We start from the raw sequence: 26,392 nt of genomic DNA on the forward strand, positions 1-26,392 counted from the left end.
TTCTCCGGGGCCGCGGCGCACCGGTGGCGGCCCAAGAAGGAAGCAGGATGAGCGACAGCACGAAGACCGGCCCGGCCTTTCTGGACATGCTGGCGCGGCGGCATGGCTTCAGCAACGAGGCCGCGTGGGAAGCCTACCAGGCGCTCCGTGCGGGCAAGGGGCGGCAGGCGCAGTTCAGCCATCCCGAGCTGGGCGGCATGGGCCAGTGGGCCGGCGACGGCATGGTCATGATCGGCGACATGTTCAACGGCGCGCTCAAGATCAGGGTCGATGCGCTGCTCGGCGACCTGTCGGCCCGGATGCGGGACATGCCGGCGGAGGACCAGCCGGAGGCTGCCTTGCCGGAACGGTCCGGCCGGAGCTGGTGGCCGGAGGGCCTCGGCACGCCCGCCACCAGCGGGGCGCAGAATGGGCAGCGCTATGCCTGGTTTCCCGAGGCGCGGCGGCTGGCCATCGAGACGGCGGGGACCGTCACCCTCTATGACACGGGAGAGCACAGGATCGGCGGCGTGTCCCAGTCGCAATCGGGGTCCGGGCCGGGCCAGCTCCGCTTCAGCAGCCAGCATGGCGAGCTGCGCCTGTCGGAGCTGCCGCTGGCCGAGGGAACGGACGACGCCTCCGCCCAGCCGGAACCGGCGGCCGGGCACGGGACCGCGGGGCACGGGGCCGCCCTGCCCGGCACGCCGGAAGCGGCGGGCACGGGCGAGCCCCTTTCCGCCCTGGAAAGGCTGGGCAGGCTCTACCAGCAGGGCCTGCTGACCGAGGAGGAGTTCCGGGACAGCAAGGCTTCGCTGCTGCGCCGCCTCTGACGGAAACAGGCGGGGGCCAGGGATCGGGTCTCCCCGGCCCGCCGCCTCAGCGGCGCGTCACCAGCCCGTCGGCGATGTCGCGCTCCGCCAGCGCCGGGTCGCGCGCCGCCGGGTCGCCCATGCCGCCGCCGCCCGGCAGCTTCAGCAGCAGGCGCCGCCCGGCCGGGATGACCTGGTAGCCCTTGGGCCGCAGCAGCGTGCCGTCATCCAGGCCGACCCAGCCCGGCGCGCCGTCCTCGCCGCCGTCGCGGCCCTTCGGTGCGTTCTCGACCCGGTCGAAGATGGCGTTCACGGCGAATTCCGCCTCGCCCTTCGTGCCGATCTCCATGATCTGGCCCATGCCGCCCCGGGTGCGGCCGGCGCCGCCGGAATCCGGGCGCAGCTCCTTCCGCCAGAAGATCACCGGGGCGACGTTCTCGGTCGCCTCCACCGGCATGGTCCGCACGCCGGAGGGGAAGGCGATGCCGTCCAGCCCGTCCCGCGCCGGGCGCGCGCCGGTGCCGCCGGAGTTGAAGGTGATGATCTCGAAATCCGGCAGGGCGGCGTTCTGGCCGCTCACCTCGGAGCCGCCGCGCAGCGGGGGGTTCCACAGCGCCGAGGCGCCTTCCGCCGTCACCCGGTCCGGCACGGCCTGGTGCAGGCAGCCCATCATCAGGTCGGGCAGGAGCTGGCCGATGATGTGGCGGACCGCCACCGGATAGGGGCGCGGCGCGTTCAGGATGCAGCCCTCCGGGATCACCATGCGGAAGGGCAGCAGGCTGGCCCAGTTGTTCGGGATCTCCGGCGCCACGACGCATTTGATGCCGAAGCAGGCATAGGCGCGGCAATAGGCGGCCGGGACGTTGATGGCACGCCCCGAGAGTCCCGATGTGCCCTCGTAGTCCACCTCGATATGGTCGCCCGCGACGGTCATCGCCGCGCGCAGCTCGACCGGTGCCTCGTAGCCGTCGGAACGGATCGATGCGCGGTAGGTGCCCTGCGGCAGCTTCGCGATCTCCGCCACCGTGGCGCGCAGGCTGCTGTCGAAGATGAAGGCAGCGAGCTCGTCCACGCCCTCCATGCCGAACTCGTCCATCATCTCGACGAGGCGCCGCACGCCGGCGTCGTTGCAGGCGCAGAGGGAGTAGACGTCGCCCTCCAGCTCCGCCGGGGTGCGGGTGCCGGCGCGCAGGATGTCGAAGAAGGTCTCGTTCGCCACGCCCCGGTCGAAGCACTTCACGATGGGGATGTAGATCCCCTCCTCGAAAACCGAGCGCGCCTCCGGCCCCATGCCGCGCCCGCCGACATCGATGACATGCGCGGTGTTGGCAAAGAGGCCGACGATCTTCCCACGGCGGAAGGCGGGCGTCACGACCGTCAGATCGTGCAGGTGCCCCGTGCCCAGCCAGGGATCGTTGGTGATGTAGTGGTCGCCCTCCCGCATGGTCTCGACCGGGAATTTCGCGAGGAAATGCCCGACGCTCTCCATCATGGAGTTCACGTGCCCCGGCGTGCCGGTGACGGCCTGGGCCAGCATGCGGCCCCGCAGGTCGAAGATGCCGGCGGACAGGTCGCCCGCCTCCCGCACCGTGGTGCTGAAGGCGGTGCGGATCATGGTCTGCGCCTGCTCCTCCACCACGGCGATCAGGCGGTTCCACTGGATCTGCCGCTGGATGGCGGCGAGTGCATCAATTGCCATTATTTATCTCCGCGGCGGTCGAAGCCTTTTTGTTAAGCCAATCACGATAAGACATATTGGTTTTTTCGTCATACCAAGCATCTGGACCGGTAGCGTTTTGCCCATAAATCGCCGCTGCAGCAGCAGATAAACTACCAACCTGAAAATCTTTCACAAAACGATAGACGTTTTCTTTCTCGTCTTTAACTAATGCACCAGCCTCGATGGCCGCAGTGCGAATACTTTTACCGAAGTATTGCCCCACTGGATCAGGGGTAGCTCTAGTTTCGGAACCAGCCAATATCACGAATCTTTTTCCATCCTGGACCATTTTTGCTGACACAGCTTGTTTGCCATAACGGTATACCCATATTTGATCACTCGAGACTAAAGCATTTGTTCCAGGCTGGTCTTGCAGCAAAGATTTGGTTGCGTGTATTGATGGCCTGAACAGAGTCACCCCAAGAACTTGGGCCAAAATTACAACATTCTCCACGAACTCCTGCGTAAACGCCGTATCTCCGTCCGATATATTTCCTTCGCTAGTTTGCCTAGTTAGAACCAATGCCCGACCTGCATCTCTAGCTTTGCGCGTCAGCAAATGTTCAGCTAGCCGCCCATGTGCTTTGTTAAATGTATCTCCAGTTTCGGTCGCTAGAAAAATTTGGGTCCAGTCAGCAGCCTCTTGTTTGTGGTGTTTTCCAGAAAATCGATCTTTGAGAGAATCGCATTCTCCGACATAAATCGCTTCCTGAAGCCCTTCAGTCTGACTCTCAGATAGAGGAGTGCCGATGAGGAAATAGACTGCAGGCCGCTCGGCTTCCGGCCGCCTAAGTAACGTCGGAAGATCGGTCCATGGGCATCCAGAAATCTCTGTCGTACGTCCAGCAATACTTGCTGAGCGCAAACCCTCAGGATCGCCGGTTACGAGCTGTATCCTGATAAGGCGCGTGAGCGATAATTTCATGCGCGAATAAGTTCCAGATAGCCTAGTCCGTCCATGGCGCAGCTCCAGCCGGGACCGACCAGCGTGCTCGTTTCCGCCTCGGCGACGATGCAGGGGCCCTGCACCACCGCGCCGGGCGGGAAACCGGCGCGGTCATAGACCTGCCAGTCCGCGACCTCGCCCGTCACCGTGTCGCGCACCCGCTGCGTCCTTACCGGCGCGGGGGCCGGCGCGGCCTCGGCCCGGGCGGCCGGAGCGGGCTTGTCCGTGAGGGTGGCGACGGTCAGCGCGAAGCTCAGGATCTCCACATCCGAGCCCGGCACCGCCCGGTCGTAGAAGCGGGCGTATTCGCTGTCATAGGCGGCGCGGATCGCGGCGATGTCCGCCTCCGCCAGGGCGCGCGCCGGGAGTTCCACGGCGATCTCGTGCCCCTGGCCAACATAGCGCATATAGGCGATGCGCTTCTCCTCGGTCGGGCGGCCGAAGGCGCCCGGGGCGACCATGGCGCTGGCCTCGCGCGACATCTCCTCCAGCAGCGCGTTCACCGCGCCGAGGTTGAAGGTGGCGAAGCGCTGGTAGAGCGAGCGCACCACCTCGTAGCCCACCGGCGCGCGCAGGAAGCCGATGGCCGAGCCGACGCCGGCGCCCGAGGGCACCAGCATCCGGCGGATGCCGATCTTTTCCGCGACGCGGTAGCCATGCACGGGCCCGCCGCCGCCGAAGGCGATCATGGCGCAGCCGTCGAAGCTCGTGCCCGCCTCGATGGCATGGACGCGGGCCGCGTTGGCCATGTTCTCGTCCACCATCTCGATCACGCCCAGCGCCGCCATTTCCGGGGAAAGGTTGAGCGGGCCCGCCACATGCGCCTCCAGCGCCGCCGCCGACTTCTGCGGATGCAGGGTCAGGTTGCCGCCCGCGAAGGTCGCGGGGTCGTAGCGGCCGAGCATCAGGTTGCTGTCCGTCACCGCCGGCCTCTCGCCGCCGCGCCCGTAGCAGGCCGGGCCCGGATCGGCGCCCGCGCTTTCCGGGCCGACCTGGATCAGGCCGAGGCTGTCGATGCCGGCGAGCGAGCCGCCGCCGGCGCCGATCTCCACCATCTCCAGCACGGGAATGCGCAGCGGCAGGCCGGAGCCCTTCTTGAAGCGGCCGACGCGCGCCACCTCGAAGCTGCGGCTGGCATGGGGCGCGTAGTCCTCGATCAGGCAGACCTTTGCCGTGGTGCCGCCCATGTCGAAGGAGAGCACCTTCGGCAGTCCGCGCTGCCGCGCCACATGGGCGGAGAAGATCGCCCCGCCTGCCGGGCCGGATTCCACCAGCCGGATCGGGAAGCGCGAGGCCGTCTCGAAGGTGGTGAGGCCGCCGCCCGAGAGCATCATGAAGAGCGGCGCGTCCAGCCCCATCTCCCGCAGGCCGACCTGAAGGCGGGCGAGATAGCGCGCCATCAGCGGCTGCACATAGGCATTGGCGACGGTGGTGGAGAAGCGCTCCCATTCCCGCATCTCCGGGCTGACCTCGGAGGAGAGCGAAATGGAGAGTTCCGGCCAGAGGTCGCGCACGACCGCGGCGGCGCGGCGCTCATGCTCCGGGTTGACGAAGCTGTGCAGGAAGCCGATCGCCAGCGCCTCGACGCCCTGTTCCCGCATCGCCGCGACCTGGGCGCGCACCGCATCCTCGTCGAGCGGCAGCAACACCTGGCCGCGATGGTCCAGCCGCTCCGGCACCGGCAGGCGCAGGCGGCGCGGCACCAGTGGCTCCGGCAGGGCGATGTTCAGGTCGTACTGGTCGTAGCGGCTCTCGTTGCCGAGGGCGAGCACGTCGCGGAAGCCCTCGGTGGTCAGCAGGGCGGTCCTGGCGCCCTTGCGCTCGATCACCGCATTGGTGGCGAGCGTCGTGCCATGCACCAGCAGCGACACATCCGACGCGGCGAGCCCGGCCTTCTCCAGCACCAGCGCCACGCCTTCCAGCAGCCCCTTCTCCGGCGCGGAGGGGGTGGTCAGGACCTTGGCCGTCCAGCGCTCCGTGCCGGCTTCCGTGACCCGCTCCACCGCGAGGTCGGTGAAGGTGCCGCCGATATCGGCGGCGAGACGGATATCGGCGCTCATCGGCCCGGGTCCATCGGGGAAAGGGGTTGCGGCGCAAAGAGGCGCTGCGGCATCGACATCACTCCACGGTTCAGGCCGCGCCCGGGGCAGGGGAAAAGGCGAATACAGTCAGCCCCGGCGCATGGATCGGCTGCGGTCCAGCAAGGAACATGCCGGGGGTCCGCCGATCCTGCTTCCCCGATCCTGCCCCCGGGTGGCGGGCGCGAAAAGCCTCGCGCCACCGCCACCGGGCCACCGGCCCGCGATCCGGCCCCTGGGCTGGCGTCCATCCGGGCGGCAAGGCGTCCGTGGAATGCGGCACCGGACGGGCCGCCCCTCCTTCGGGGACCGGCGCCGCCCGGAACGTTCAGGCGATCGAGACCGCCTTGATGTTCACGAACTCCCGGATGCCGAAATGCGAGAGCTCGCGGCCATAGCCGCTCTCCTTGACGCCGCCGAAGGGCAGGCGTGGGTCGGAGACCACGGGCTGGTTGACGAAGGCCGCGCCGCATTCCAGCGCCTCCGCCGCGATGCGCTCGCCGCGCGCCAGGTCCCGGGTGAAGACGCCGCCGCCCAGGCCGAAGGCGGAGGCATTGGCCACGGCGATGGCCTCCGCCTCGTCCCGTACCCCGATCACCGAGGCGACGGGGCCGAAGATCTCCTCGTCATGTGCCGGCATGCCCGGCCTGAGGTCGGTGAGGACCGTGGCGGGGTAGAAGGCGCCCTCCCCCTCCGGCACCTCCCCGCCCAGCAGCAGCCGCGCGCCCTGCTCGACGCTCTGCCGCACCTGCCCGTGCAGATCGTCGCGCAGGTCCCGCCGCGCGATGGGGCCGTATTCGGTGTCCCTGTCGAAGGGGTCGCCGAAGCGGCCGGCCTTCATCGCCGCCACCAGCAGCGCCTCGAAACGCTCGCGCACCGGCTCCACGACGATGAAGCGCTTGGCGGCGATGCAGCTCTGGCCGGAATTGATCAGCCGCCCCTTGGCGCAGGCCGTGGCCGCCGCCTCCAGGTCGGCATCCTCCAGGATCAGGTAGGCGTCGCTGCCGCCCAGCTCCAGCACCGTCTTCTTCAGCACCGAGCCCGCCTTGGCGGCGACCTTGCGCCCGGCGGGGCCGCTGCCGGTCAGCGTCACGGCGCGCACCAGCGGGTTCTCGATCACCGCATCCACCGCGTCGCTGCCGATCAGCAGGGTGCGGAACAGGTCGCGCGGGAAGCCCGCATCGCGGAAGACCTCCTCGATCGCCAGGGCGCAGCCGGGCACGTTGGAGGCATGTTTCAGCACCCCGGCATTGCCCGCCATCAGCCCCGGCGCGGCGAAGCGGAAGACCTGCCAGAAGGGATAGTTCCAGGGCATCACCGCCAGCACGACGCCGAGCGGGTTGAAGGCGACGAAGCTCCTGCGGGATTCCGTGGGCGCGTCCTCGCGGCTGAGGAAGCGTTCCGCGTTCTCCGCATAGAAGTCGCAGGCCGTGGCGCATTTGCGGGCCTCGGCCTCGCCCGCCGCCACCGGCTTGCCCATTTCCATGGCCATCAGGCGGCCGAACTCCGTGGCCCGGTCGCGCAGGACGGCACCCGCCCGCCGCATCGGCGCCGCACGCTCCGCGAAGGACGTCCGGCGCCAGCCGAGGAAGGCCCGCTGCGCCGCCTCCACGGCCTCCGCCGCCTGGGCGGGGGTCAGGGCCTCGTATTCCTTGACGGTCCGGCCATTCACCGGATTCACCGACGCGATCGCCATGCTGGGAGCCTCCTCTGTGCTCGGACGGAGCCGGACAGGATGCCGCGGCGTGGTCCCCGGCAGCGGGGAACGGCACCGCCCGGAGGCTTATCTAGGCGGGCGGCGCGGCGGATCGGCTTGGGTGACGGGCTCGTGATGCGGGTGGCGCGGGCCCGGCATTCCCAGCCCTCCCTCCCGGTCCTCGCCCGGCAAGGTCACACGTGCTGGCCGCCGTTGATGTGGATCTCCGCCCCGTTGATGTAGGAGGAGGCCTGGGAGCAGAGGAAGAGGATGGTCTCCGCCACCTCCCGCGCCTCGCCCAGGCGCCGCATCGGGATCTGCTCCTCGACGATCTTCTCCGTGCCGGGGGAGAGGATGCTGGTGCGGATCTCGCCCGGGGCGATGGCGTTCACGCGGATGCCATGGGCGCCGAACTCATGCGCCATCTCCCGCGTCAGGGCGTTCAGCGCCGCCTTGGAGCAGGCATAGGCGGGCCCCGCGAAGGGATGCACGCGCGAGCCGACGATGGAGGTGACGTTGACGATGTTGCCGCCCGCCGCGTGCAGCTCCTCGAACAGCCCGCGCGCCAGCAGGGCGATGGAGAAGAGGTTGACGTTGAAGACCGCGTTCCAGGCGGCATAGTCCGTTTGCAACACCCCCAGGCGGCCGCCATCGGACCCCTTGGGAGAGATGCCCGCGTTGTTCACCAGCGCATGCAGCCTGCCGTCCGGCAGGCGCTGCTTCACCAGGGCGATCAGCTCCCCTACCTGCACCGGATCGGAGAGATCGGCCTGGAGATGGCTTTCCCGTGCCTCGGGCCAGCGGCACTCCTCGGAGAAGGGCTGCCGCGACACGGTGAGGATGCGCCAGCCTTCCTCCTGGAAGCGCTTGACCGTGGCATGGCCGATGCCGCGGCTGGCGCCCGTCAGCAGCATGGTCTTGCGGGTGGTGGACATGCGGGGGACCCTCGGTGCGGCGCACCATCTTCTAGAACATTTCGGGCCCCTTGGCCCCTGCCGCGATGGCCCTGGCGACCCCGGCCCGCAGCTTTCGCCACAGCGGCGGGCGCCCGGCGGCGCCTAGCGCCGGGACGGAACGCGCCGGGCCGGGCGGTCGCAGCCGATTCGCATACTGGTTTCCGGCCCCATGGTGGCCGGCGCGTTGCCTTGCCGCGAGTTCGGCGGAAACACCAGCGTTCCATAGAGCACGGCACCCTGGCCCGCCATGCTTTCGCAGCGTGCGCCCTCCTCCGTGGCGACAGCATAGGCCCCCTCGGCCGTCCGCCGGATCGTCACCGCGCAATGTTCCGCCGGGTCGCGGGACCGCATGCCCGATTCGAAACGCCAGCTGGCATCCGGGCTCAAGGCCCCCGGAGAGGCGGCCGGCCTGGCGAGACCCTCCACGGAGAAGTTGCTGCCCCGACTGGTCCAGGAGGACAGGACGAAGTTCAGGCCGCCTCCCGCAGCGCGCCGGACGAGAAGCATGTCGGAGCTCTCTCCAGGGCCGAAATTGCAGTACTTCCCGTCACCCGCGACACCGGCGGGCGCGGCGGGCGCCGGGCTTGCCTCCCTTGCCTCCGGGATCGCGGACAGCGTCGCGACCCGTTGCTCATAGGCGGTCCTGAGACAGGACTCCGTGCGGCAGCGGTTGCGCTCGGCCAGCCATTCGCGTTGTCCGGCCCGCAGTTCCGGCACGCCGCCCCCGCCGGCGGCGCGGAAGGCGGCCGCCATCTCCTCGTCGAGTCTTGAAAGCCCGCTGTCGCGGCAGATCATCCGTTCCACGGCAGAGCCTGCCTTGGCACAGTCGAAACTGGCGGCCTTCGCCTTTGGGGATGGCAGGGCGGAAAGGACGAGGCACAGCAGCGGCAGCAGGAGGCGGAGGAACGCAGGGGCCATGATCGGATCTCCCGGGATGTGGTCCCGGTGCCGCCACGTGGCGGCACCGGGCCTGCCCGGAAGCTAGGGCATCCCGGCCGCTGATGCGGTGACCGAAAGCAGGCCGGGATTCCGTTCCGGCATCATATTTATGTTCCCGGCCCCTCCCCCCTCCGGCCCGGGTGGCCGGGCCAGGCTCAGAACAGGCTCTCGAAGCCGACCTTCGGGAAGGCGTCGAGATGCGTGCCCGGCGTGGCGTTCAGCACCTCCACCCCGTTCGCCGCGCCCCAGAGGCTGCAATAGCTGTAGCAGACCTCCGACCAGGCGGTGCGCGGCGGCACGAAGATGCGGTTGCTGGTGTAGTTGTTGGTGAAGTGCGTCGGCCCCTGGGCGGTGTTGCCTTCCCAGAAGTCGAAGCCGAGCCGCGTGCGCTTCACCAACTCCTCCGGCGGGATATGCGCCGTCGGATTCGGGTCCTGCTCGTCCTGCCCGCGCCGGCGCACCTTGGCGATGGGGTAGGAATGGTCCACCCCCACCAGCACGACCGGGTTGCAGCCCATCATGACGGCAAGCTGGATCAGCACGATCGTCACGGTGAAGCTGTTGAACAGCATCGCCGGCGTTTCCCCGAACTGCGGGAAGCCCAGGATCTGCTCGCCGGCCAGGATCTCGCCCGGCATCGGCACCGGCACCTGGTTCGGCATGCGCAGGAAGCCGAGATACTCGAAGGGGATGAACTTGATGGAGTCCGCATCCATCCCCGCCTCGTACTCCTCGCGGTACATCTCGATCTGGAGCCGGTCCGAGATGGCCCAGTAGGGGAAGGCCAGTCCCCAGTCGGCATAGCCCATGAAGGAGCGGTTGGAGCCGAGGGCGATCTCCCCCTTCAGCCGCCCCATGTCGATCTGCCGCAGGCTGGGCCCGTTGCCGACCACGAAGGCGCGCTTGCCGGCATGGCGGTTGCGGAAGGTGTCCAGCAGCAGCGGCACCTCGATCCGCAGCTCCCGTGTCCGGCCCAGGAAGTGGAAGCGCCGGGCGCCGAGCGCGTGCATCACCCGCACCGCCGGATAGCGGTCGTTCCAGGCGGGCTGCTCCTCGCCGCTGAGGAAGACCATGGACATGCGTGCGGGCTCGCTGAGGATCACCGCCTCCCGCGCGCCCACCGGCCCCAGCAGCGGGCGCAGCCGCAGCGCCTCCGGCCGGTCCGGCGCGTCGGGGATGGCGTGGTGCGCCAGCCCGTGGCGCCGCGCGATGCCGGCGGCGATCGGCGCGTCCTCCTCATCCGACAGGATGACCGGCGCGCCGCCGCCGAAAAGGCGGTTCGGCGTCGCGCGCAGCCATTCCTCGGCCAGGTCGGCATCCGCCGCGTTCACATGGACGAACGTCATGCCGCCACCTTCGCCTTTTCCTTGTCCGCGGGTCTGGCCTCGGCGGGCTGCTTCGTGGCCTCGGGCGTGGCGGGCGCCGCCTCGGCGGGTGCGGCCACCTTGGCGGCCACGGCGGGTTTCCCGGGCTTTTCCGCCGCCGCGGGCTTGGCCCCGGCCTTGGGGGCGGCGGGCTTCGGCTCGGTGGCCTCGGCCGCCTTCACGGCGCCGGCAGGCTTCTCCGCCGGCTTGGGCTTTGCCTCCGCCTCGGGAGCGGTTGGCTTCGCCTTCTCCGCCGGTTTGCTGACGACGGCGGGCCTGGGGGCCAGCGGCCGGTCCACGACCAGCAGCAGCGGCCCGGCGAGGCGGGTGCCGTCCGGATGCGGCAGGCTGCGGGTCAGGCGCAGCTCCAGCCGCCCGGCCCCCGCTCCCTCCACCGGGGCCTCCAGCGCCACCACGTCGTCCAGCCCGGCGAACTCGGCCGGAACCGGCACGGGCCGCAGCGCCAGCGGCTTGCCTTCCAGCGCCACGGTCAGGGTGCCGAAGGGCGACAGGTCGGCGGGCGCGAGGAGCAGGCGGAGGCGGCCGACCGGCTCCTCCACCGGCGGCAGGGTCAGCATGGCCGCCGGGGCGGGGCCGATCCGGCGCGACGGCAGGCCCTGGAGGAACTCCACCTCCCAGAAGCCGGACAGGGTCAGGTTCTCCCGCAGCAGGACGCGGCGCGCCTCCGCCGCATGGGCCAGCGCGACGGGAAGCAGGGCGTTCATGCGGCCTCCGCAGTGGAAAGGGGCAGGGATTCGGCCTCGTCCCGGACCGCCCGCGCGGGCTCGATGGCCTCCAGCGCCGCATAGGGATCGCCCGGCAGGACCGGGACCGGCAGCATGCCGGAAGCCAGCTCCTTCGGCGTCACCAGCGGCCAGGGGCTGCCCGTCGCGGAAGCGCCGGCCAGGGCCAGCACGGGGACGCCCCGCGCCGCCATGGCGCCGCAGAAGGGCGCGACGCCCACTGCCGGGGCGAGGTCCACCACGGCGCGGACCGTGGCGGGCGCCAGCAGCAGCGCGGAGGCCGCCCAGGCGACCGGCAGGTCGCGCGGCAGGCCGAGCCGGGCGCGCAGGCTCTCGGTGGGCTCCAGCGGCGGCGCATCCACCACGCAGAGCAGCGACAGGCCCGCCTTGCGCAGCGGCGTGGCAAGGCGCGACAGGGCGTCGCGCAGCACCGCCGCTTCGGCCAGGGTGGCATCGAGCAGCAGCCAGGGTCCCTCTCCCAGCCCCTCCGGCGGCGCCATGCCGGGCAGGGCCAGGGCGCGCAGCAGCCCCGGCCCGTCCAGGCCGATCACCCCGGGCCCGGGCTGCATGCCGAAGCCCAGCCGCCCGGCCCGGAAAGCGCCCAGCTCCGCGCCGGGCAGCAGGGTGGTGGTGCGCAGCCCGTCGGGAATGGCGCTGCGCCGCTTGGCGCCGCGCATGATCACCCGCCCCAGACCCGGCTCGGCCGCGAGCAGAGCCAGGCTGTGCGCCAGGGCGTCTTCGCCCGGATGCAGGTCGTTCACCAGCAGCAGCCCGTCGCAGAGCTCCTGCCAGCGCGACAGGTCCGGGGTGAAGCCGTGCGGGTTGCCGTGCAGCAGCAGCAGCAGCGGCCCGCGCCGGCGCAGTTCGGCCAGCAGCGCCCGCTCCGCCGCGCCGCGCAGGTGGTCGAGGGTCGTCCCCTTCTCGATCACCACCAGGGTCACGCCGGAACCGGCATCCTCCAGCAGGCCGGGCGGCAGCCAGGCGAGATCGGCGCCGTAGCGCGCGCCCTTGCCCCGGCGCATCCGCGTCGGCGCGGTGGCGATCGCATGCGCCACCTCCCCGCCCCGGATGAACTCCACCCGAACCTCCTCCCCCGGCAGGTTCGGCGCCCGGCCGTTCAGGGCGAAGCCGGAATAGGCGTCGCCATAGGCCCGGTTCTTGTTGTGCAGGCCGGTCTGCAACCGGTCCGGCAGGGTCTCGCCCAGCAGCTCGCCGTCGAGCAGCACGCGGATCGCCTCCATGCGAGGGCGGGACAGGACATGGCCCTCCACCTCCAGCACGCCGTATTCGTCGAGGGCGACGCGCTTGAGCTCGGCCAGGACCGGCAGGCTGGTCGGGTCCTCGCCCTGCGCGAGATGCGGCTCCACCGCCCCCGGCGCGGCCTTCTCCCACTTCGCCGGCAGGGCCTGCACCGCGACGCCGGCGCGGCTGTAGCCGACCAGGGTGAAGGCGCCCGCCGCCTCCAGCATCCAGCTTTCCTCGGGGCCGAGATGGGCGCTGAAGCCCGGCGTCTGCTGCGGGAAGCCTTCCAGCTTGCCCATCACATCGGGCCGCGCCCGGCCGCCCTGCATCCAGACCCGGCGCGGCCCGGCGAAGCCTTCCAGCAGGAAGGGAACCGGCGCCCCGGCGGCCCAGCCATGCACCAGGCTGCTGCCGGCTTCGCGCAGGAACTTCATGCCGCCGCTGCGCCACCAGCTCGGCGGCTTGGCCGGCCGTGCCTTGGCCAGCTCCACCAGGTCATAGACCCGCGTGGCATGGTCCAGCACCTCGCCCGAGGCGGAGAGCACCACGGCGCTGACCTGCACCGCATGGCCCATGGCGACATGCGGGCGGACCAGCCCGAAGCCGCACTCCTCCGTGCCGATCCAGGGATTCTCCTTGAGCACGTCCTTGCGCACCATGCCGCGCACCGCCTCGCCGAGCAGCTCGCCATCCGCGCGCAGCACCACGCGCGCATCGGGCGGCGCGGCGGCCCAGCCCTTGATCTCCAGCAGCCAGCCCGGATGCATCACCGCCGCGCCCAGGTTGAGGCGCTTGGGCTCCGGCCGCTTCGGCAGCTTCGCGGGGGTGGAAAGCTGCGGCTTCGGCGGCAGCGGCCTGGCCAGGAAGCGCTCCAGCTCCGCCAGCGCCGCTTGGCCGCAGCGCTCGACGGAGGAGACCGCCTCCACCACCTGCGGCAGGTACGCCCAGTCCTCGGGCGAGGACTTCATCACCCGCAGCACGCCCTCGCGCAGCTTCGCCACGTCGCCGACCGGCGCGGTGATCAGCGCGTCGCCGCAGACCTCCTTCACCACGTCCAGGTCGTAGCAGACGCAAGGCGTGCCCACGGTCAGCGCCTCGATCGGCGGCAGGCCATAGCCCTCGAACCAGGAGGGGTAGAGCAGCATCCGGGCGCGGCGCAGCTCGACGAATTTCTGCGTGTCGCTGGCCAGCGGATGCACCTCGACCTCGACGCCATAGCGGCGCGCCACCGGCACCAGCGCGTCGCGATAGGCCTCGTCCAGCTTCGGGCTGCCGACGATCAGCGACAGCGTCCAGCCGCGCATCTCCTCGCAGAGCACGTCGATCAGGTCGCCCGCGCCCTTGTGCGGGTCGCGCGGCCGCACGAAGCTCAGGATGCGCTTCTCGCGGTACTGCACCGCCGCCCGCGCCGCCGCGTCGAGGTTGATCGGCTGGTGCCAGTGGCCGAATTCCAGCCGCTCGTCATCGTACCAGAGGCGCGCGTACTTCTCGGATTCGCGGGAATTGCTGAGGATCAGCACGCCGTTCTCGGCGACATCCTCGGTGGCCAGCTTCCATTCGCGCCACAGCACCTCGTCGCGCGGCACCGGCACGGCGGCGTTGAACCAGTTCGGCGTCTCGAAGTTGAAGATGCACATCCGCGCCCCGCGCCGCTGCGCGAAGCCGCGCGCGCCGACATAGACCATGCGGTCCAGCGACTGCGTCGGGATCAGCACCACCACGTCGAAGCGCCCTTCCGGCAGCGCCGTCAGGAAGTCCTTGGTGACATGGATGCCGATCCGGCCCGGCCGCCCGAAGGCGTGCAGGTCCTCGTGAAAGACGGGGACGTGGTTGGTGACGAAGGCCACGTCGGCCCCGGCGCGGGCGAGGCACTGCGCCAGCACATAGGCCGCGAGCCGGCCGCCGCCGTAGTTGCCGGGCGCGTTGGTGACAAAGATCGCGACCCGCATCAGGCGGCCCTCCTCCGATCGCGTGCGAAGACCCGGATGCCCTCCGCCTCCAGCCGACGGAGCGCGGGGGCCAGGGCGGCCTCCTCGGCCGGCGGGATGGCCAGGCGCAGCGAGACGCAGCCGGCATGCAGCACGAAGGCCAGCAGCGGCAGCAGCCGGGAGGGCGCGGCCGGCGTTCCGGCGAACAGGGGAGCGGCCAGTTCCGCCCCGTAGCCGATCGTCGCCCCCATGCCCCTTGCCGGCGGCCGGCCCCAGAAGGCGGGCGCCCGCGCATCGAACAGGCTGGCGAGGCGTCCCCGGCGCGGATCGCCGGCCCAGCCGAGTTCCACAACATCCGCCTCCAGCCCCGCCTCGCCGCCGGCGAGGAGCACCAAGTCCTCCTCGCTGGGCGAGGGGCGGTAGACGGCGGCGTCGGCCAGCAGCGCGATCCCGCCCGCCCGGATGCCGCGCAGCGCCGCCAGGGCGCGCCGGTCGGCGGTCGAGGGACCCGGCAGCAGCGGAATGGCTTCCAGGCCCCATTCCTCGACAATGGCGCCGAGCGCTTCCCCCTCCGCGCCGACGGCCGGCACCAGAAGGCGCTCCACACCGTCGCGCATGGCGCGGGCCAGGGGCTTCACGCCGGATGCTGTGCCGCCACCCAAGGCATTGCCGCCACCCAGGGCATAGAGCCGGCCCTGGGCCAGTCTCGATAGTTCCCCGGTCAGGGTGTCGCCCTCCGTGCCGTCCACCAGCAGGCCGGTCCGCCCCTCGCCCTCCGGATCGGCGAGGCGTGCCTCCAGCACCAGCTGACGCAGGGCGCGGTCCAGGGCCTCGGCCGAGGGGCTCGCCATGGGCAGGCCCAGCCCGCGTGCCAGCCCCGTGGCCGGCACCCCGTCCCGCAGCACCAGGGTCGGCACCTCCGGACAGAGACGAGACAGGCTGGCGCGCAGCGGTTCGGAGGACAGGATGACGCGGATGCCGCGCAGCCTGTCGCGCATCTGCCCCACCAGCTTCTGCCGGTGCTGCGGGATATAGACCAAGCGTGGCGCCGTCACCGCCTCGGCGGGCAGCAGGCAGGCACGCGGGAAGGCCAGCGCGGGCTTGCCGAAGCGTTGCAGCAGTTGCGGGGTTTCGGCCAGCAGCAGCGCGGGCAGGCGCACACCTTCGGCGGGCTTGGCAATCCGCAGCATCACCTGTTCCAGCGCCGGGTCGCCGGGGAACGGCTCCCACTCGGAGGCCGGCAGGCCACGCGCCGGCACCGCCAGCATCGCCAAGTCGAAATGGGCCAGCATCCGGGCCGTGGCGCCGGAGAAGCCCGCGGCATCGGACACCAGCAGGAGCCAGGGGGAATGCCCCTCCGCGCGCAACCCTCCGCCCAGGGCACAGAGCCGGTCCCAGCCCTCGCCCTCGGTGTCCGTGGCGAGGAACAGCACCACGGCGCCCGGCCCTTCGCGCAGGGCGGCCACGGCATCGGCCCGGCGCGAGACCAGGGCCGGCGACGGGCGGTTCGCGGCCAGCGGACCAAGGCAGCCATGCGGCCGCAGGGCAAGATCGTGACGCCCATCCTTCGTGGTGACCGTCAGGACCGGCGCGGCATCGCGCTCCGCCAGATGCAGCCTGGCCTCGAAGCGGCCCCCGTCCAGCGGGTGCACCACCTCCGGCGGCCCGTAGCCGGTATCGAGCAGGACGCTCTCGATCTCCGTGCCCATCGCGTTCATCCGCAACGTGAAGAAGCCGGCCTCGTCGAGGCTGGCCTCGATGACCTGCCCTGGCATGGCTGTATCAGGGCAGCCCTCACCCTCGGATTCGTAAGCGGTCATGTCCGGTTGTCGGCGCTCGCGGAACATTGAAGTTGCACCTTTCAGCATGCCCACAACCATAGCAAGGGTTAATCACGTTTAAGTAAATAGACGGACGCGAACGCTTCCATTGTCTCAACTAATGAGAAGCGTTCTAAAGGTCTTACACACTAAATGGTTGTGTCATGCAATCTTGCGGTGCAAAATAACCCTTAGTTTACCCACCCATGGTTGTCGCCCCCTGGGTCGTCAACCCGGGCAGCCACCAAAAAGGGACTCACCGCATGAAAGTGGGGATCATCGGCTACGGGAAGATGGGGCAGATCCGGGCCGACGCCATCGAGGCTGGGCGGCACGCGGAGATCGCCACCGTCTTCGACACGGTACGGCTGCCCGACTGCCCATATCCCTATGCCGCCTCGGCCGAGGAGATCATCGCCGATCCCAGCCTCGACGCGGTCTTCGTCTGCACGCCGAACTGGCTGAACCGCCCCCTGACCATCGCCGCCCTGCGGGCCGGAAAGCACGTGTTCTGCGAGAAGCCGCCCTGCTTCAACGGCACCGAGATGCGCGAGATCATCGGTGTCGAGCAGGAATGCGGCCGGGTCCTGATGTACGGCTTCAACCATCGCCACCACGGCGCGATCCTGCGCATGAAGGAGATGGTCGAGGAAGGCGAGTTCGGCCGGATCCTCTGGATGCGCGGCCGCTACGGCAAGAGCGTGGACGGCGACTACCTGAAGGGCTGGCGCGCCGACCGGAGCCTCGCCGGCGGCGGCATCCTGCTCGACCAGGGCATCCACATGCTCGACCTGCTGCTGCACCTGAACGGGCGTCCGTTCGACGAGGTGCAGGCCATGGTCTCCAACCTCTACTGGAAGACGCCGGGCATCGAGGACAACGTCTTCGCCCTGATGCGCGACAGCGCCACGGGCTGCGCCGTCTCCTTCCACTCGACCATGACGCAGTGGCGCCACCTCTTCTCGCTCGAGGTCTTCCTGGAGCGCGGCTACCTCACGCTGAACGGGCTCAAGACCTCCTCCGGCACCTATGGCGAGGAAGTCCTGACCATCGCGCGCAACCGCGCCAGGGCGCCGGCCGCGAGCTTCGACAGCGAGGAGAAGATCCACTTCGAGGTGGATGCCTCCTGGCAGCGCGAGGTGGACGCCTTCTTCGAGTCGGTTCGCACCGGCTCGGCCGTCACCTACGGCTCCTCGGCGCAGGCGCTGCAGGTGCTCGACCTGATCGACCGCATCTACGCCCATGAACGGCACGAATCCGCCGATCTGCGCGAGATGCTCCTGGGACATGCGGACTGAGGGGAAGAGAGTGATGGACACCAACGTCAAGGACGCCGTCGTGACCAATGACTGGCACGGCTGGCTCGAGAACTACTTCCAGCGCTACACGTCGGAGGCCTTCGACGAGAAGCACTACCCGGCGCTGATCGCCTTCCGCGATCTCTGCCTCAAGATCCGCGCCAGCAAGAACAAGCTGCTCTTCGCCGGCAACGGCGCCTCGGCCTCGATCTCCTCGCACGGCGCGGTGGACTTCACCAAGCAGGGCCGGGTCCGCGCGGTGGACTTCAACGAGCCCAACCTGATCACCTGCTTCGCCAACGACTACGGCTATGAGAACTGGATCTGGCGCGCCATGGAGCGCTATGCCGATCCGGGCGACGCGGTGGTGCTGATCTCCGTCAGCGGCACCTCGCCGAATGCCGTGAAGGCCGCCGAATGGGCCCGCAGGAACGACGTCAGCGTCGTCACCTTCACCGGCAAGTCGCCGGAGAACCCGCTGAAGGCGCAAGGCGACATCAACTTCCACATCCCCTCGGGCGCCTACAACGTGGTCGAGGGCGTGCACAACATCTGGCTGACCACCGTCGTCGACATGCTGGTCGGCGAGGCCGAGTACAGCGTGGTCTGACGCCATGCGCATCCTGGCCATGATCCCTGCCCGCATGGGCAGCCAGCGCCTGAAGCAGAAGAACCTCAAGGAGATCCGCGGCGCGCCGCTGATCGCGCATGCGATCCGCAAGTGCCAGGAGGCCGGGGTCTTCGACGAGATCTGGGTGAATTCGGAGCATCCGGCCTTCGGGCCGGTGGCGCTGGCCGAAGGCGCCCGCTTCCACCAGCGCCCGGAGCATCTCGGCTCCAACACCGCGACCTCCGAGCAGTTCGTCGCGGAGTTCCTGGAGAAGCGCACCTGCGACGCGGTGGTGCAGGTGCATTCCATCGCGCCGCTGCTGACGGCGGAGGAGGTCCGCTCCTTCGTCAACCGGCTGCGCGAGGGGCAGGAGGACGCGCTGATGAGCGTCATCCACGAGAACCTGGAATGCATGCATCGCGGCGCGCCGGTGAACTTCACCTTCGCCGAGAAGACCAACAGCCAGGACCTGCTGCCGGTCGAGCGGATCACCTGGTCGATCACCGGCTGGCGGCGCGAGACCTATCTGGAGGCCTTCGCCGCCGGACGCTGCGCCACCTATTCCGGCCGCATCGGCACCTGGCCGGTGGGCCGGATGGCCGGGCACGTGATCAAGACGCAGGAGGATTTCGACATCGCCGAGGCGCTCTGGGACACGGTGCACCGTCCCGCCGCGGCGCTGGATGCCGCCGCCGCCTGACGGCGCGATGCATCACCCGACAGGAAGCGCCGGGAGGGAGACCTCCCGGCGCTTCGTCCTTTCCGGCTCAGGCCGGAACCCGCATCTCCACCGCGCCGAAACGGCCGAAGGAGGCGCGCACCAGCCCGGGTCGCGGCGGCTGCAGGCAGCCGGTGCAGGAACCGGTCAGCACGTACTGCCCCGCCTGGATCGTGTAGCCGCGCGCATTGGCCAGGGCCACGAAGGCCACGGTGGCGCCGAAGGGCCCGCCTTCCACCAGCGCACCAGTGCCCCACGCCGCCTCGGCTCCGTCGAAGCTGACCGACACCCGCAGCTCCAGCAGCTCCTCCGGCGTCCAGTCCGCGACGCCCTCCCCGACGATGCCGAGGCCCGAGGCGCCGTTGTCGGCGATCAGGCCGAAGGCGCCGAACTGCCCCAGCGCGGCGAAGCGGGTCTGCGGCACCTCGATCGCGGGATGCACGCCCGTGATCGCCGCCCGCACCTCCTCCGCCGACCAGGGCGCGCCGCGCGGATCAAGGTCGCGGCCGAAGCGGAAGGCGATCTCGCTCTCCACCCCGGCCTGCGGCAGGTCCGACGCGGGCGGCTCGGCGCCGGAAGGCAGCACACGCTCCGCCGGCAGCACGCCGAAGAAGCCGCGTTCCAGCCCGAAGCCCTCGCGCACCGACTTCACCGTGGCGCCCAGCTTCCAGGCCCCGATCTTCCGGATCGTTCCCGCCACCACCGCGTCCTGCACCGCCTCGGCCTCCGCCAGGCTGGCCGGGATCTCGGCCGGCTGCGGCGCCAGGACGGCGCGGTCCCGCACCGCCGCGATCAGCTTCGCCGCCAGCGCGCGGCGCTCCGCCAACCCGCTCACGAGGGTGCCCTCCCCGTCACGGCGCGCACATGCATCGGCCCGCCGACCTCGCCGGTGACGGCGATCTCGCCGCCCGCGGCCTCCACCAGCGCGCAGCCGGCGGCGACGTCGTACCAGTTGATGCCTTCCTCCTCGTAGCCGTCGAAGCGCCCGCAGGCGACCCAGGCCAGGGAGAGCGCGGCGCTGCCGATCATGCGGATCTTGGTCCAGCCCTCGAAGCGGCCGATCACCCGCGCCAGGCCCTCGGGCGAATGGTCCGCCTTGGCGGGCAGGCCGGTGGACAGCACCGCGCGTGGCCGGGCCGGCGGCTCGACCGGCATGCCGTCCTGGCGGAAGCCCAGCCCCGGTCCGCCGGAGAAGAGCTCGTCCCGGTTGAAGTCGTAGATCGCGCCCAGCACCGCCTTGTCGTCGCGGCACAGCGCCACGGAGACGCAGCAGAGCGGCACGCCCCGGAAGAAGTTCCACGACCCGTCCAGCGGGTCCACCGCCCACCAGGCCTCGCCCGGCGCCGGCTGGCCGCCGATCCAGCCGGCCTCCTCGCTGAGCACCGGAAAGGGCGCGGCCTCGCGCAGCGCGGCGATGATCAGGGCCTCGGAGGCCTTGTCCTGCTGAAGTTTGATGTCCCGGCCGATGGCGGATTCCGCCACGCCGCCGCCGGCGCGCAGCAGATCCCGGCTCACCCTTGCGGCCGACTCGGCCAGGGCGAGAGCTGTCAGGTTGTCCATGCGCCCAGTTTGCGCCAGCGGGACGGGCAAGGACAGTGCGGAACACGCGCGGGACCGGAATCGGGCGCGTTTCGCACAGGAATCGCATAGTTTCCGAGAAAAACGTCGGGATTCAGCCTTGTAGGCCGATTCTTTGAGATCTAATCTCAAGCAGGTTCAACAAGGACGCAGCCACCGGCATGATGGCGGGGTCGCATATCGCGCTCGGCGCCGCGGCCTGGCTGGTGGCGGCACCGAAATTCGGCCTTCCCGCCGTGGATGCCGCCTCCCTGGGGCTTGCCGTGCTCGGCGCCTTGTTGCCGGATATCGACCATCCGAAATCCTGGGTCGGCAAGCGCACGCGGCCGGTCTCCAATGTCATCGGCTGGATCTTCGGCCATCGCGGCATCACCCATTCCGCCCTGGCCGTCGCGGCCTGCTTCGTGCTGCTGCTGCAGACCGACCTGCCGCGCTGGGTGATGGCGCCTCTGCTGGTGGGCTATCTCTCGCATCTGGTGGCGGACCTGCTCACGCCCGGCGGGCTGCGCCTCGCCTGGCCGATGAAGGGCACCTGGTCCCTGCCCCTCTGCCGGACCGGCTCCGCCTTCGAGCCGCTGGTGGTGGCGCTGATCCTGAGTTGCGCGGGCTGCGGAACCTTCGGCAAGCCGGACCTCGCTTCCGGCTGGCGGGCCGCCGGACTCTGCCGGGTCTGGCAGGGCTACGAGGGCTTCCGTCCCTGCACGCCGGAGCGGGAGCAGCGCGCCCATCCCGTGGAGCGGGCCATGGCGGGTCGCTTCGCCAACCGTTCCTGAAGCGGGCGCCGCGCGGCGATTCGCGTGGCGGGCAAACCTCCCCGTCGTGCCGGGCGTTCCAGAGGGCGGACAGCCGCTCCAAGCCCCATGTCCGAGGGAGGCCACACGATGCCGCAACCGCCAAGCAAGCCGATACCCGCATGGCGCAGCCTGCCCCGGCTCGCCGGGCTTCTCGCCCTCCTGTCCGGACCTGCCCTGGCGCAGGCTCCCTCGCCCACGACGCCCGGCAGCCCCTACGCCCCCATGCCGGAACCTTCCGCGCCGGGTCGGAATACCGCGCCGGAGCGCTCCAACCCCATGCCGCGCAGCGGGGTGATCCAGCCGCCCGCGACCGGCCGGGTGGACCCGGGAATCCACACCACCGTTCCCGATCCCCGGCCCAATACCACGCCGGTCATCCCGCCGCCCGGCTCGCCCGGCGGCAATCCGCAGATCCAGCCGCGCTAGGGCACCATGGCAGATCCAAGGCGCGTGGAGACGGAAGCCGGATGGGAGGTCGTGGTGGTCGGCGCCGGGCCTGCGGGCCTGAGCGCCGCCCTGATCCTGGGGCGCTGCGACCGCCGTACGCTGGTCTGCGATTCGGGGCAGCACCGCAATGCCGCCGCCAAGGCCATGCGCGGCTATCTCGGGCGCGACGGCACGCCACCGTCCGAGATGCTGCGAATCGCGCAGCAGGAGATCGCCCGCTATCCCAGCGTCTCCGTGCAACAGGTGACGGCAACGAAAGCCGTGCGGCAGGACGACGGTGCCTTCCGCCTGGAACTCTCCGATGGCCGGGTGGTCGTCGCGCCGAAGCTGATCCTCGCCACCGGGGTGGTGGACCAGTTGCCACCGCTGGAGGGCCTGGACGCCGTCTGGGGGCGAAGCGCCTGGCGCTGCCCCATCTGCGACGGCTGGGAGCACCGCGGACGCCCGCTGGCCGTCCATGGCAACAGCGAGGACGCGGTGCGCTTCGCCCTGGAGATCCGGCACTGGACGCCGGATCTCGTGCTCTGCACCGATGGGCCGCCGGAATACCCGGACCGCTGGGGGAAGCGCCTGGAAGGCCAGGGCATCGCGATCAGGACGGACCGCATCGCACGGCTCGAATCTGAGGCAGGGAACCTTTCGGCCATCCTCTTCGCGCAGGGCGACCGGCTGCCGCGCGAAGGGCTTTTCCTTGCCACGCCGTGGCGCCAACGCTGCGATCTCGCCGAGGCGCTGGGTTGCGAGATGACGGAACACGACACAGCCCGCACCGGACGGCACGAGGCGAGCACGGTGCCCGGCCTCTATCTCGCGGGCGATATCGCCGGGGGCTATCAGCTTGCGATCGTCGCCGCCGCGCAGGGCGCCACGGCAGCCGTCGCCGTCAACACGGAGCTGATTCGCGACGGGTTGCGCGACTGACCTCCGATCGCCGCTTTCGCAGTGCACAAAAGGCATCCCGCCCATCCTCCCCTCGCCGCGAGGGCGCGGGGAAGCGGTGGAAGATGCGATTCCCTTGATGTTTACTCGCATCTGACCGAGACAGCGTGAAACGGCTGCGTTATGGAAGCCGCACTACTGGAGGGGTTGCATGAGCAAGAAGTTCCTCACTGGCGTGATCGTGGAGTCCAGCGAGATGACCGGCGTTGCCGCCAACCGGCTGGCAACCGATCTCATCGAGGCGATCAAGAAGGAGATCATCGAGACCGGCCGCTTTTCGCTGCCGGAGTTCGGTTCCTTCAGCGTCCGCGAGACGCCCAAGCGGACCGCGCTGAACCCGCGCACCGGCGAGAAGGTCGCCGTGAAGGCCGGCGCCACCGTGCGATTCAAGCCTTCGCCGGCCCTGAAGGAATCGGCGCTGGCCGGGCTGAAGAAGGCCAAGCGCAAGGCCGCCCGCAGCGCGGGCAGCAGCGCGAGCTGATCCGGAGCCGCCGGCCGGACATCGTCCCGATACGCCAGCCGGCGGCCGCTTTCCGCAGCACGGCCCGGGATATTCCGGGCGCCGCGCAAAGACGGGCCACCGGGCTCAGCCGCCGGCGTAATCCTCGGGCCTGATGGCCAGGAGGAAGATCCCGTTCCCGTCCGCGAGGCGGACCATCTCCTCCCGCTGGATCACCAGCGCTCCCCGCGCCTCGAAGGCGATTCCCGCCAGCCCGGCCTGTACCGCCATCCGCACCGTGGCCGGCCCGAGCGAAGGCATGTCCAGGCTGCGGTCCTGCTGCGGCTTTACCAGCTTCACCAGCACACCGCCCCGGCCCTCCCGCCGCAGCGCGCCGCAGCGGGCGATCAGCGCATCCGTGCCCTCGATCCCCTCGACGCCCAGCACGAGGCCCTGCTGCACCACGGCCCCCTGCCCCACATCGAGCCGGCCCAACGCCTGCACCACCGCAACGCCACGGCGGACATCCTCCCGGTGCCCCGCATCCGGAGCGACATGGCCGAGCAGGCCCGGCGGCACCTGCAACCCGTCCAGCACCGAATCCGGCCCGACCAGCGAGAAGCCCTCCTCCGTCAGGACCTTCCGCAGCGCGCTCAGCAGCCCGTCATCGCCGGAAAAGGCGCGCGCGCCGATCCGGGCGAGGTAGCGCGCCGTCGCCGCATCCGGTCGCAGCGACAGCAGCGAGGGGCGGCGCACATGGCCGCAAAGCACCAGCTCGCGCACCCCCTCACCCCGCAGCCAGGGGATCGAAGAGCCCAGAGCACCGAAACGCAGCCGCAGGGACGGATAGCCGGCCCAGGCGGCGGGATCGGCGAAACCCTCCAGCAGCACGGGACGCACTTCCCGCCCCGCCGCCCGGGCGGTGGCGGCGACGCGGAGCGGCAACTCCCCTTCCCCGGCAAAGATGCCCAGAGGGGGGGCATGGGAGGCCGCGGCCGGCGAGGTCACGCGGCCTCGCCCGACGCCTCGTCCTCGCGCAGCCCATGCACGCGGGCGCGCATCAGGCCGCGGCGGCTGTGCGTGTCCATGAAGGCCAGGATCTCGGCCACCGCCGGGTCCTCGCCCCAGCTCGCCCGGGTCCGCGCCAGGCGTTCGGAGAAGACGCCGTCGCCCGCGAAAAGGCTCCGCACCGCCGCCCGCAAGGCATGGATGCGGGGTCGCGAGAAGCCGCGGCGCTTCAGCCCGATCAGGTTCAGGCCGGTCAGCCGCGCCCGGTCGCCCAGGCAGGCGCCATAAGGAATGACGTCCGCCTCGACGCCGCTCATGCCGCCGATCACCGCCTGCCGGCCGATGCGAACGAACTGGTGCACCGCCGCGCCGCCACCGACGAAGACCGTGTCGCCGATCTCCACATGGCCGCCGAGCATGACGTTGTTAGCCAGGATCACGTTGTCCGACAGCTGGCAGTCATGGCCGACATGGGCGCAGGCCATGATCAGGCAGTTGTCGCCGATGCGGGTGAGGCCATGGCCGCCGACGCTGCCGCGATGGATCGTCGAATGCTCGCGAAAAGTGCAGCGGGCACCGATCTCCACGCGCGTGAGCTCGCCCTTGTACTTCAGGTCCTGCGGCGGCAGGCCGACCGAGGCGAAGGGCATGAGCTTCGTGCCCGGCCCGATCCGCGTGTCGCCGTCCACGACGGCGTGGGAGACGAGCTCGACGCCCTCCTCCAGCACCGCCTGGGCGCTGACGCTGCACCAGGGGCCGATCTTGACGCCGGCGCCCAGCCGGGCCCCCTCGGCGACGATAGCGCTGGGATGGATCTCTGCCACGCTCACTTGTCCAGAATCATCGCGGCATAGGTGGCCTCGGCCACGACCGTGCCATCGACCTTGGCTTCCGCATTGAACTTCCACACGTTCCCGCGCTGCCGCTCCTTCACCACATGGATGCGGAGCTGGTCGCCCGGGACCACGGGACGGCGGAACTTCGCGCCCTCGACGCTCATGAAATAGACCAGCTTGCCATTCGCGGAGGGCCCCAGCGTCCGCACCACCAGCACGGCTGCCGTCTGCGCCATGCTTTCGATGATCAGCACGCCCGGCATCACCGGATGGCGTGGGAAATGGCCCTGGAAGAAGTTCTCGTTGACCGTGACGTTCTTGATGCCGATGGCGCGCTCGCCCAGCACCACCTCCACCATGCGGTCCACGAGGAGCAGGGGATAGCGATGCGGGATCGCCTCCATGATCTGCGCGATATCGAAAGTCTCGAAGGTCTCGCCCTCGGCCCGCGGCTCTTCCTGCCCGCTCATTCTGTCCTGTCCGTTGAAACCTTCTTGGCGGCCAGGCGGCGCACCGCCGCGAAGCCGCGCATGGCGTCCCGCGCCGGCATGGCCGGGCTGCCCAGAACGTCCATGCCTGCCGGCACATCATTCATGACGCCCGCCTGCGCGCCGATACGCGCCTTTGTTCCGATTGAGAGATGTCCCGTCAAGCCTGCCTGCGCGGCCACGGTCACATAGTCGCCCAGGACCGTGGAGCCGGAGATTCCCGCCTGTCCCACGATGATGCAGCCGCGCCCGGTGCGGACATTATGGCCGATCATCACGAGGTTGTCGGTCCGGGTTCCCGCGCCGAGGACCGTATCGCCCGCCGCCCCGCGATCGACACAGGAATTCGCACCGATCTCGACACGGTCCTCCAGCACCACGCGCCCCAATTGCGGAACGGTGACGAAGTTCCCGGATGGATCGGGGACGAAGCCGAAGCCCTCGTTTCCCACCCGCGCGCCCTGGTGCAGCACCACCCCGTTCCCGGCCAGGCAGAAATAGGCGCTGGCCTGGGCATGGATGCGGCAGCCGGCGCCAAAGACGCAGTTCGGGCCGATGACGGCATGCGGCCCGACGATGCAGCCGGGCCCCAGCTTCGCGCCCTCACCGATCACGGCATAGGGACCGATCTCGGACCTTTCGCCGATCTCCGCGCCCTCCCCCACCACGGCGGTCGGGTGGATGCCCGGGCGCGGCACCGGCGGCGGATGGAACAGCCCGGCGATCCTGGCAAAGGCCAGTTGTGGCGAGCGTGCCAGCAGCACGGCAGCCTGCTCCGGGACATCCGCCTGCATCGCGGCGGCGACGATCACCGCCCCCGCCTGCGTCGCCCGCAGGGCGTCGCGGTTGCGCCGCCCCTCGGCGAAGGCGATCTCGCCCGGCCCGGCCTGGTCCAGCGGCGCCACGTCCGTCAGGAAGAAAGCGGGGTCGCCGCGCAGGATCTCGGCGCCGCCGGCGCGCGCAACCTCCTCCAGCGTCCGCGTCCCGGCATGGATATGGAAGCGCGGGTCCGCCATG

General features: G+C 70.4%; 23 protein-coding genes and 1 pseudogene. 8 read left to right on the forward strand and 16 right to left on the reverse strand.

The genetic code is table 11. The annotated features are described in order from the left end of the window. The first annotated feature begins 47 nt into the window (after positions 1-47). Positions 48-809, forward strand: a complete 762-nt coding sequence (locus BT98_RS0102845) for an SHOCT domain-containing protein (RefSeq protein WP_019460084.1) — start codon at positions 48-50, stop codon at positions 807-809. Between the two features lie 46 nt (positions 810-855). Here BT98_RS0102845 and BT98_RS0102850 read toward each other — a convergent pair whose 3' ends face one another. The 10 genes from BT98_RS0102850 to BT98_RS27570 form a co-directional block, all read right to left on the reverse strand. Further along, complete coding sequence (locus BT98_RS0102850) at positions 856-2,487, reverse strand: hydantoinase B/oxoprolinase family protein (RefSeq protein WP_019460083.1); 1,632 nt, start codon at positions 2,485-2,487, stop codon at positions 856-858. Further along, on the reverse strand, positions 2,477-3,433 hold the full coding sequence (locus BT98_RS26460) for a DUF4357 domain-containing protein (protein WP_079253294.1): 957 nt from the start codon (positions 3,431-3,433) through the stop codon (positions 2,477-2,479). Before BT98_RS26460 ends, BT98_RS0102850 begins: the two co-directional genes overlap by 11 nt. Further along, positions 3,430-5,514: a hydantoinase/oxoprolinase family protein gene (locus BT98_RS0102855; RefSeq protein WP_019460082.1), complete on the reverse strand. Its 2,085-nt coding sequence runs from the start codon at positions 5,512-5,514 to the stop codon at positions 3,430-3,432. The genes BT98_RS26460 and BT98_RS0102855 overlap by 4 nt, the downstream gene beginning before the upstream one ends. Before the next feature lie 346 nt (positions 5,515-5,860). Further along, positions 5,861-7,228 (reverse strand): NAD-dependent succinate-semialdehyde dehydrogenase, encoded by a 1,368-nt coding sequence (locus BT98_RS0102860; protein WP_019460081.1) that lies wholly within the window; start codon positions 7,226-7,228, stop codon positions 5,861-5,863. A 194-nt stretch (positions 7,229-7,422) separates the two neighbouring features. Further along, entirely contained in the window at positions 7,423-8,163 is a 741-nt protein-coding gene (locus BT98_RS0102865; protein WP_019460080.1) for an SDR family NAD(P)-dependent oxidoreductase, read from the reverse strand. Between the two features lie 123 nt (positions 8,164-8,286). Beyond that, positions 8,287-9,102, reverse strand: a complete 816-nt coding sequence (locus BT98_RS25880) for a lysozyme inhibitor LprI family protein (protein WP_051544242.1) — start codon at positions 9,100-9,102, stop codon at positions 8,287-8,289. Positions 9,103-9,278: 176 nt separating this feature from the next. Continuing rightward, positions 9,279-10,469: a motility associated factor glycosyltransferase family protein gene (locus tag BT98_RS0102875; protein WP_019460078.1), complete on the reverse strand. Its 1,191-nt coding sequence runs from the start codon at positions 10,467-10,469 to the stop codon at positions 9,279-9,281. Continuing rightward, positions 10,466-11,212: a hypothetical protein gene (locus tag BT98_RS25885; protein WP_026033015.1), complete on the reverse strand. Its 747-nt coding sequence runs from the start codon at positions 11,210-11,212 to the stop codon at positions 10,466-10,468. Before BT98_RS25885 ends, BT98_RS0102875 begins: the two co-directional genes overlap by 4 nt. Further along, positions 11,209-14,421 (reverse strand): glycosyltransferase family 4 protein, encoded by a 3,213-nt coding sequence (locus tag BT98_RS0102885; RefSeq protein ID WP_026033014.1) that lies wholly within the window; start codon positions 14,419-14,421, stop codon positions 11,209-11,211. Before BT98_RS0102885 ends, BT98_RS25885 begins: the two co-directional genes overlap by 4 nt. Next, positions 14,421-16,175, reverse strand: a complete 1,755-nt coding sequence (locus tag BT98_RS27570; RefSeq protein WP_019460077.1) for a hypothetical protein — start codon at positions 16,173-16,175, stop codon at positions 14,421-14,423. The genes BT98_RS0102885 and BT98_RS27570 overlap by 1 nt, the downstream gene beginning before the upstream one ends. 308 nt (positions 16,176-16,483) lie before the next feature. Here BT98_RS27570 and BT98_RS23040 point away from each other — a divergent pair, with 308 nt between their 5' ends. Genes BT98_RS23040 through BT98_RS23045 form a run of 3 tightly spaced genes read left to right on the forward strand, consistent with a single transcriptional unit; the run spans position 16,484 to position 18,828 of the window. Then, entirely contained in the window at positions 16,484-17,518 is a 1,035-nt protein-coding gene (locus BT98_RS23040; RefSeq protein WP_019460076.1) for a Gfo/Idh/MocA family protein, read from the forward strand. Between the two features lie 13 nt (positions 17,519-17,531). Then, on the forward strand, positions 17,532-18,128 hold the full coding sequence (locus BT98_RS0102900; protein WP_019460075.1) for a D-sedoheptulose-7-phosphate isomerase: 597 nt from the start codon (positions 17,532-17,534) through the stop codon (positions 18,126-18,128). 19 nt (positions 18,129-18,147) lie between these two features. Further along, positions 18,148-18,828, forward strand: a complete 681-nt coding sequence (locus BT98_RS23045) for an acylneuraminate cytidylyltransferase family protein (RefSeq protein ID WP_208852667.1) — start codon at positions 18,148-18,150, stop codon at positions 18,826-18,828. Between the two features lie 67 nt (positions 18,829-18,895). Here BT98_RS23045 and BT98_RS25890 read toward each other — a convergent pair whose 3' ends face one another. Together BT98_RS25890 and BT98_RS23055 are read right to left on the reverse strand one after the other, a co-directional pair. Next, positions 18,896-19,681 carry a 2-keto-4-pentenoate hydratase gene (locus tag BT98_RS25890; RefSeq protein WP_139341656.1) on the reverse strand — a complete coding sequence of 262 codons (786 nt, stop codon included), beginning with the start codon at positions 19,679-19,681 and terminating at the stop codon, positions 18,896-18,898. After that, positions 19,678-20,406 carry an inositol monophosphatase family protein gene (locus tag BT98_RS23055; RefSeq protein WP_019460072.1) on the reverse strand — a complete coding sequence of 243 codons (729 nt, stop codon included), beginning with the start codon at positions 20,404-20,406 and terminating at the stop codon, positions 19,678-19,680. Before BT98_RS23055 ends, BT98_RS25890 begins: the two co-directional genes overlap by 4 nt. A 179-nt stretch (positions 20,407-20,585) precedes the next feature. Here BT98_RS23055 and BT98_RS23060 point away from each other — a divergent pair, with 179 nt between their 5' ends. The 4 genes and pseudogenes from BT98_RS23060 to BT98_RS0102935 form a co-directional block, all read left to right on the forward strand. Then, positions 20,586-21,197, forward strand: a complete 612-nt coding sequence (locus tag BT98_RS23060) for a metal-dependent hydrolase (protein ID WP_019460071.1) — start codon at positions 20,586-20,588, stop codon at positions 21,195-21,197. A 108-nt stretch (positions 21,198-21,305) separates the two neighbouring features. Then, positions 21,306-21,644 (forward strand): hypothetical protein, encoded by a 339-nt coding sequence (locus BT98_RS26465; RefSeq protein WP_085977393.1) that lies wholly within the window; start codon positions 21,306-21,308, stop codon positions 21,642-21,644. 6 nt (positions 21,645-21,650) lie between these two features. After that, entirely contained in the window at positions 21,651-22,586 is a 936-nt protein-coding gene (locus BT98_RS0102930) for an NAD(P)/FAD-dependent oxidoreductase (protein WP_076970078.1), read from the forward strand. Between the two features lie 169 nt (positions 22,587-22,755). Further along, a pseudogene (locus BT98_RS0102935) lies at positions 22,756-23,019 on the forward strand (HU family DNA-binding protein); the annotation flags it as partial. A gap of 171 nt (positions 23,020-23,190) precedes the next feature. On the opposite strand, the gene BT98_RS0102940 reads toward BT98_RS0102935, so the two are convergent. Genes BT98_RS0102940 through lpxD form a run of 4 tightly spaced genes read right to left on the reverse strand, consistent with a single transcriptional unit; the run spans position 23,191 to position 26,391 of the window. Beyond that, a complete protein-coding gene (locus BT98_RS0102940) occupies positions 23,191-24,051 on the reverse strand; it encodes an LpxI family protein (RefSeq protein ID WP_019460067.1) in 861 nt (286 codons plus the stop codon). Next, a complete protein-coding gene (gene lpxA / locus BT98_RS0102945; RefSeq protein WP_019460066.1) occupies positions 24,048-24,881 on the reverse strand; it encodes an acyl-ACP--UDP-N-acetylglucosamine O-acyltransferase in 834 nt (277 codons plus the stop codon). The genes BT98_RS0102940 and lpxA overlap by 4 nt, the downstream gene beginning before the upstream one ends. Next, entirely contained in the window at positions 24,878-25,357 is a 480-nt protein-coding gene (gene fabZ / locus BT98_RS0102950) for a 3-hydroxyacyl-ACP dehydratase FabZ (RefSeq protein ID WP_019460065.1), read from the reverse strand. Before fabZ ends, lpxA begins: the two co-directional genes overlap by 4 nt. Beyond that, entirely contained in the window at positions 25,354-26,391 is a 1,038-nt protein-coding gene (gene lpxD, locus BT98_RS0102955) for a UDP-3-O-(3-hydroxymyristoyl)glucosamine N-acyltransferase (RefSeq protein ID WP_019460064.1), read from the reverse strand. Before lpxD ends, fabZ begins: the two co-directional genes overlap by 4 nt. Between the last annotated feature and the right edge of the window lies 1 nt (position 26,392).

Origin of the sequence: Roseomonas mucosa ATCC BAA-692, from assembly GCF_000622225.1 — a bacterium.
Lineage (GTDB): Bacteria > Pseudomonadota > Alphaproteobacteria > Acetobacterales > Acetobacteraceae > Roseomonas > Roseomonas mucosa.

Bases quoted from the DNA above. Each gene is read 5' to 3' on its own strand.
- BT98_RS0102885 (WP_026033014.1), bottom strand. From the start codon at position 14,421: ATGCGGGTCGCGATCTTTGTCACCAACGCGCCCGGCAACTACGGCGGC.
- BT98_RS25880 (WP_051544242.1), bottom strand. From the start codon at position 9,102: ATGGCCCCTGCGTTCCTCCGCCTCCTGCTGCCGCTGCTGTGCCTCGTC.
- BT98_RS23040 (WP_019460076.1), top strand. From the start codon at position 16,484: ATGAAAGTGGGGATCATCGGCTACGGGAAGATGGGGCAGATCCGGGCC.
- BT98_RS0102900 (WP_019460075.1), top strand. From the start codon at position 17,532: ATGGACACCAACGTCAAGGACGCCGTCGTGACCAATGACTGGCACGGC.
- BT98_RS26465 (WP_085977393.1), top strand. From the start codon at position 21,306: ATGCCGCAACCGCCAAGCAAGCCGATACCCGCATGGCGCAGCCTGCCC.
- BT98_RS23060 (WP_019460071.1), top strand. From the start codon at position 20,586: ATGATGGCGGGGTCGCATATCGCGCTCGGCGCCGCGGCCTGGCTGGTG.
- BT98_RS23055 (WP_019460072.1), bottom strand. From the start codon at position 20,406: ATGGACAACCTGACAGCTCTCGCCCTGGCCGAGTCGGCCGCAAGGGTG.
- BT98_RS26460 (WP_079253294.1), bottom strand. From the start codon at position 3,433: ATGAAATTATCGCTCACGCGCCTTATCAGGATACAGCTCGTAACCGGC.
- BT98_RS0102875 (WP_019460078.1), bottom strand. From the start codon at position 10,469: ATGACGTTCGTCCATGTGAACGCGGCGGATGCCGACCTGGCCGAGGAA.
- BT98_RS0102845 (WP_019460084.1), top strand. From the start codon at position 48: ATGAGCGACAGCACGAAGACCGGCCCGGCCTTTCTGGACATGCTGGCG.
- BT98_RS0102860 (WP_019460081.1), bottom strand. From the start codon at position 7,228: ATGGCGATCGCGTCGGTGAATCCGGTGAATGGCCGGACCGTCAAGGAA.
- BT98_RS27570 (WP_019460077.1), bottom strand. From the start codon at position 16,175: ATGCCAGGGCAGGTCATCGAGGCCAGCCTCGACGAGGCCGGCTTCTTC.
- BT98_RS0102855 (WP_019460082.1), bottom strand. From the start codon at position 5,514: ATGAGCGCCGATATCCGTCTCGCCGCCGATATCGGCGGCACCTTCACC.
- lpxD (WP_019460064.1), bottom strand. From the start codon at position 26,391: ATGGCGGACCCGCGCTTCCATATCCATGCCGGGACGCGGACGCTGGAG.
- BT98_RS23045 (WP_208852667.1), top strand. From the start codon at position 18,148: ATGATCCCTGCCCGCATGGGCAGCCAGCGCCTGAAGCAGAAGAACCTC.
- BT98_RS0102865 (WP_019460080.1), bottom strand. From the start codon at position 8,163: ATGTCCACCACCCGCAAGACCATGCTGCTGACGGGCGCCAGCCGCGGC.
- BT98_RS0102850 (WP_019460083.1), bottom strand. From the start codon at position 2,487: ATGGCAATTGATGCACTCGCCGCCATCCAGCGGCAGATCCAGTGGAAC.
- fabZ (WP_019460065.1), bottom strand. From the start codon at position 25,357: ATGAGCGGGCAGGAAGAGCCGCGGGCCGAGGGCGAGACCTTCGAGACT.
- BT98_RS25885 (WP_026033015.1), bottom strand. From the start codon at position 11,212: ATGAACGCCCTGCTTCCCGTCGCGCTGGCCCATGCGGCGGAGGCGCGC.
- BT98_RS0102930 (WP_076970078.1), top strand. From the start codon at position 21,651: ATGGCAGATCCAAGGCGCGTGGAGACGGAAGCCGGATGGGAGGTCGTG.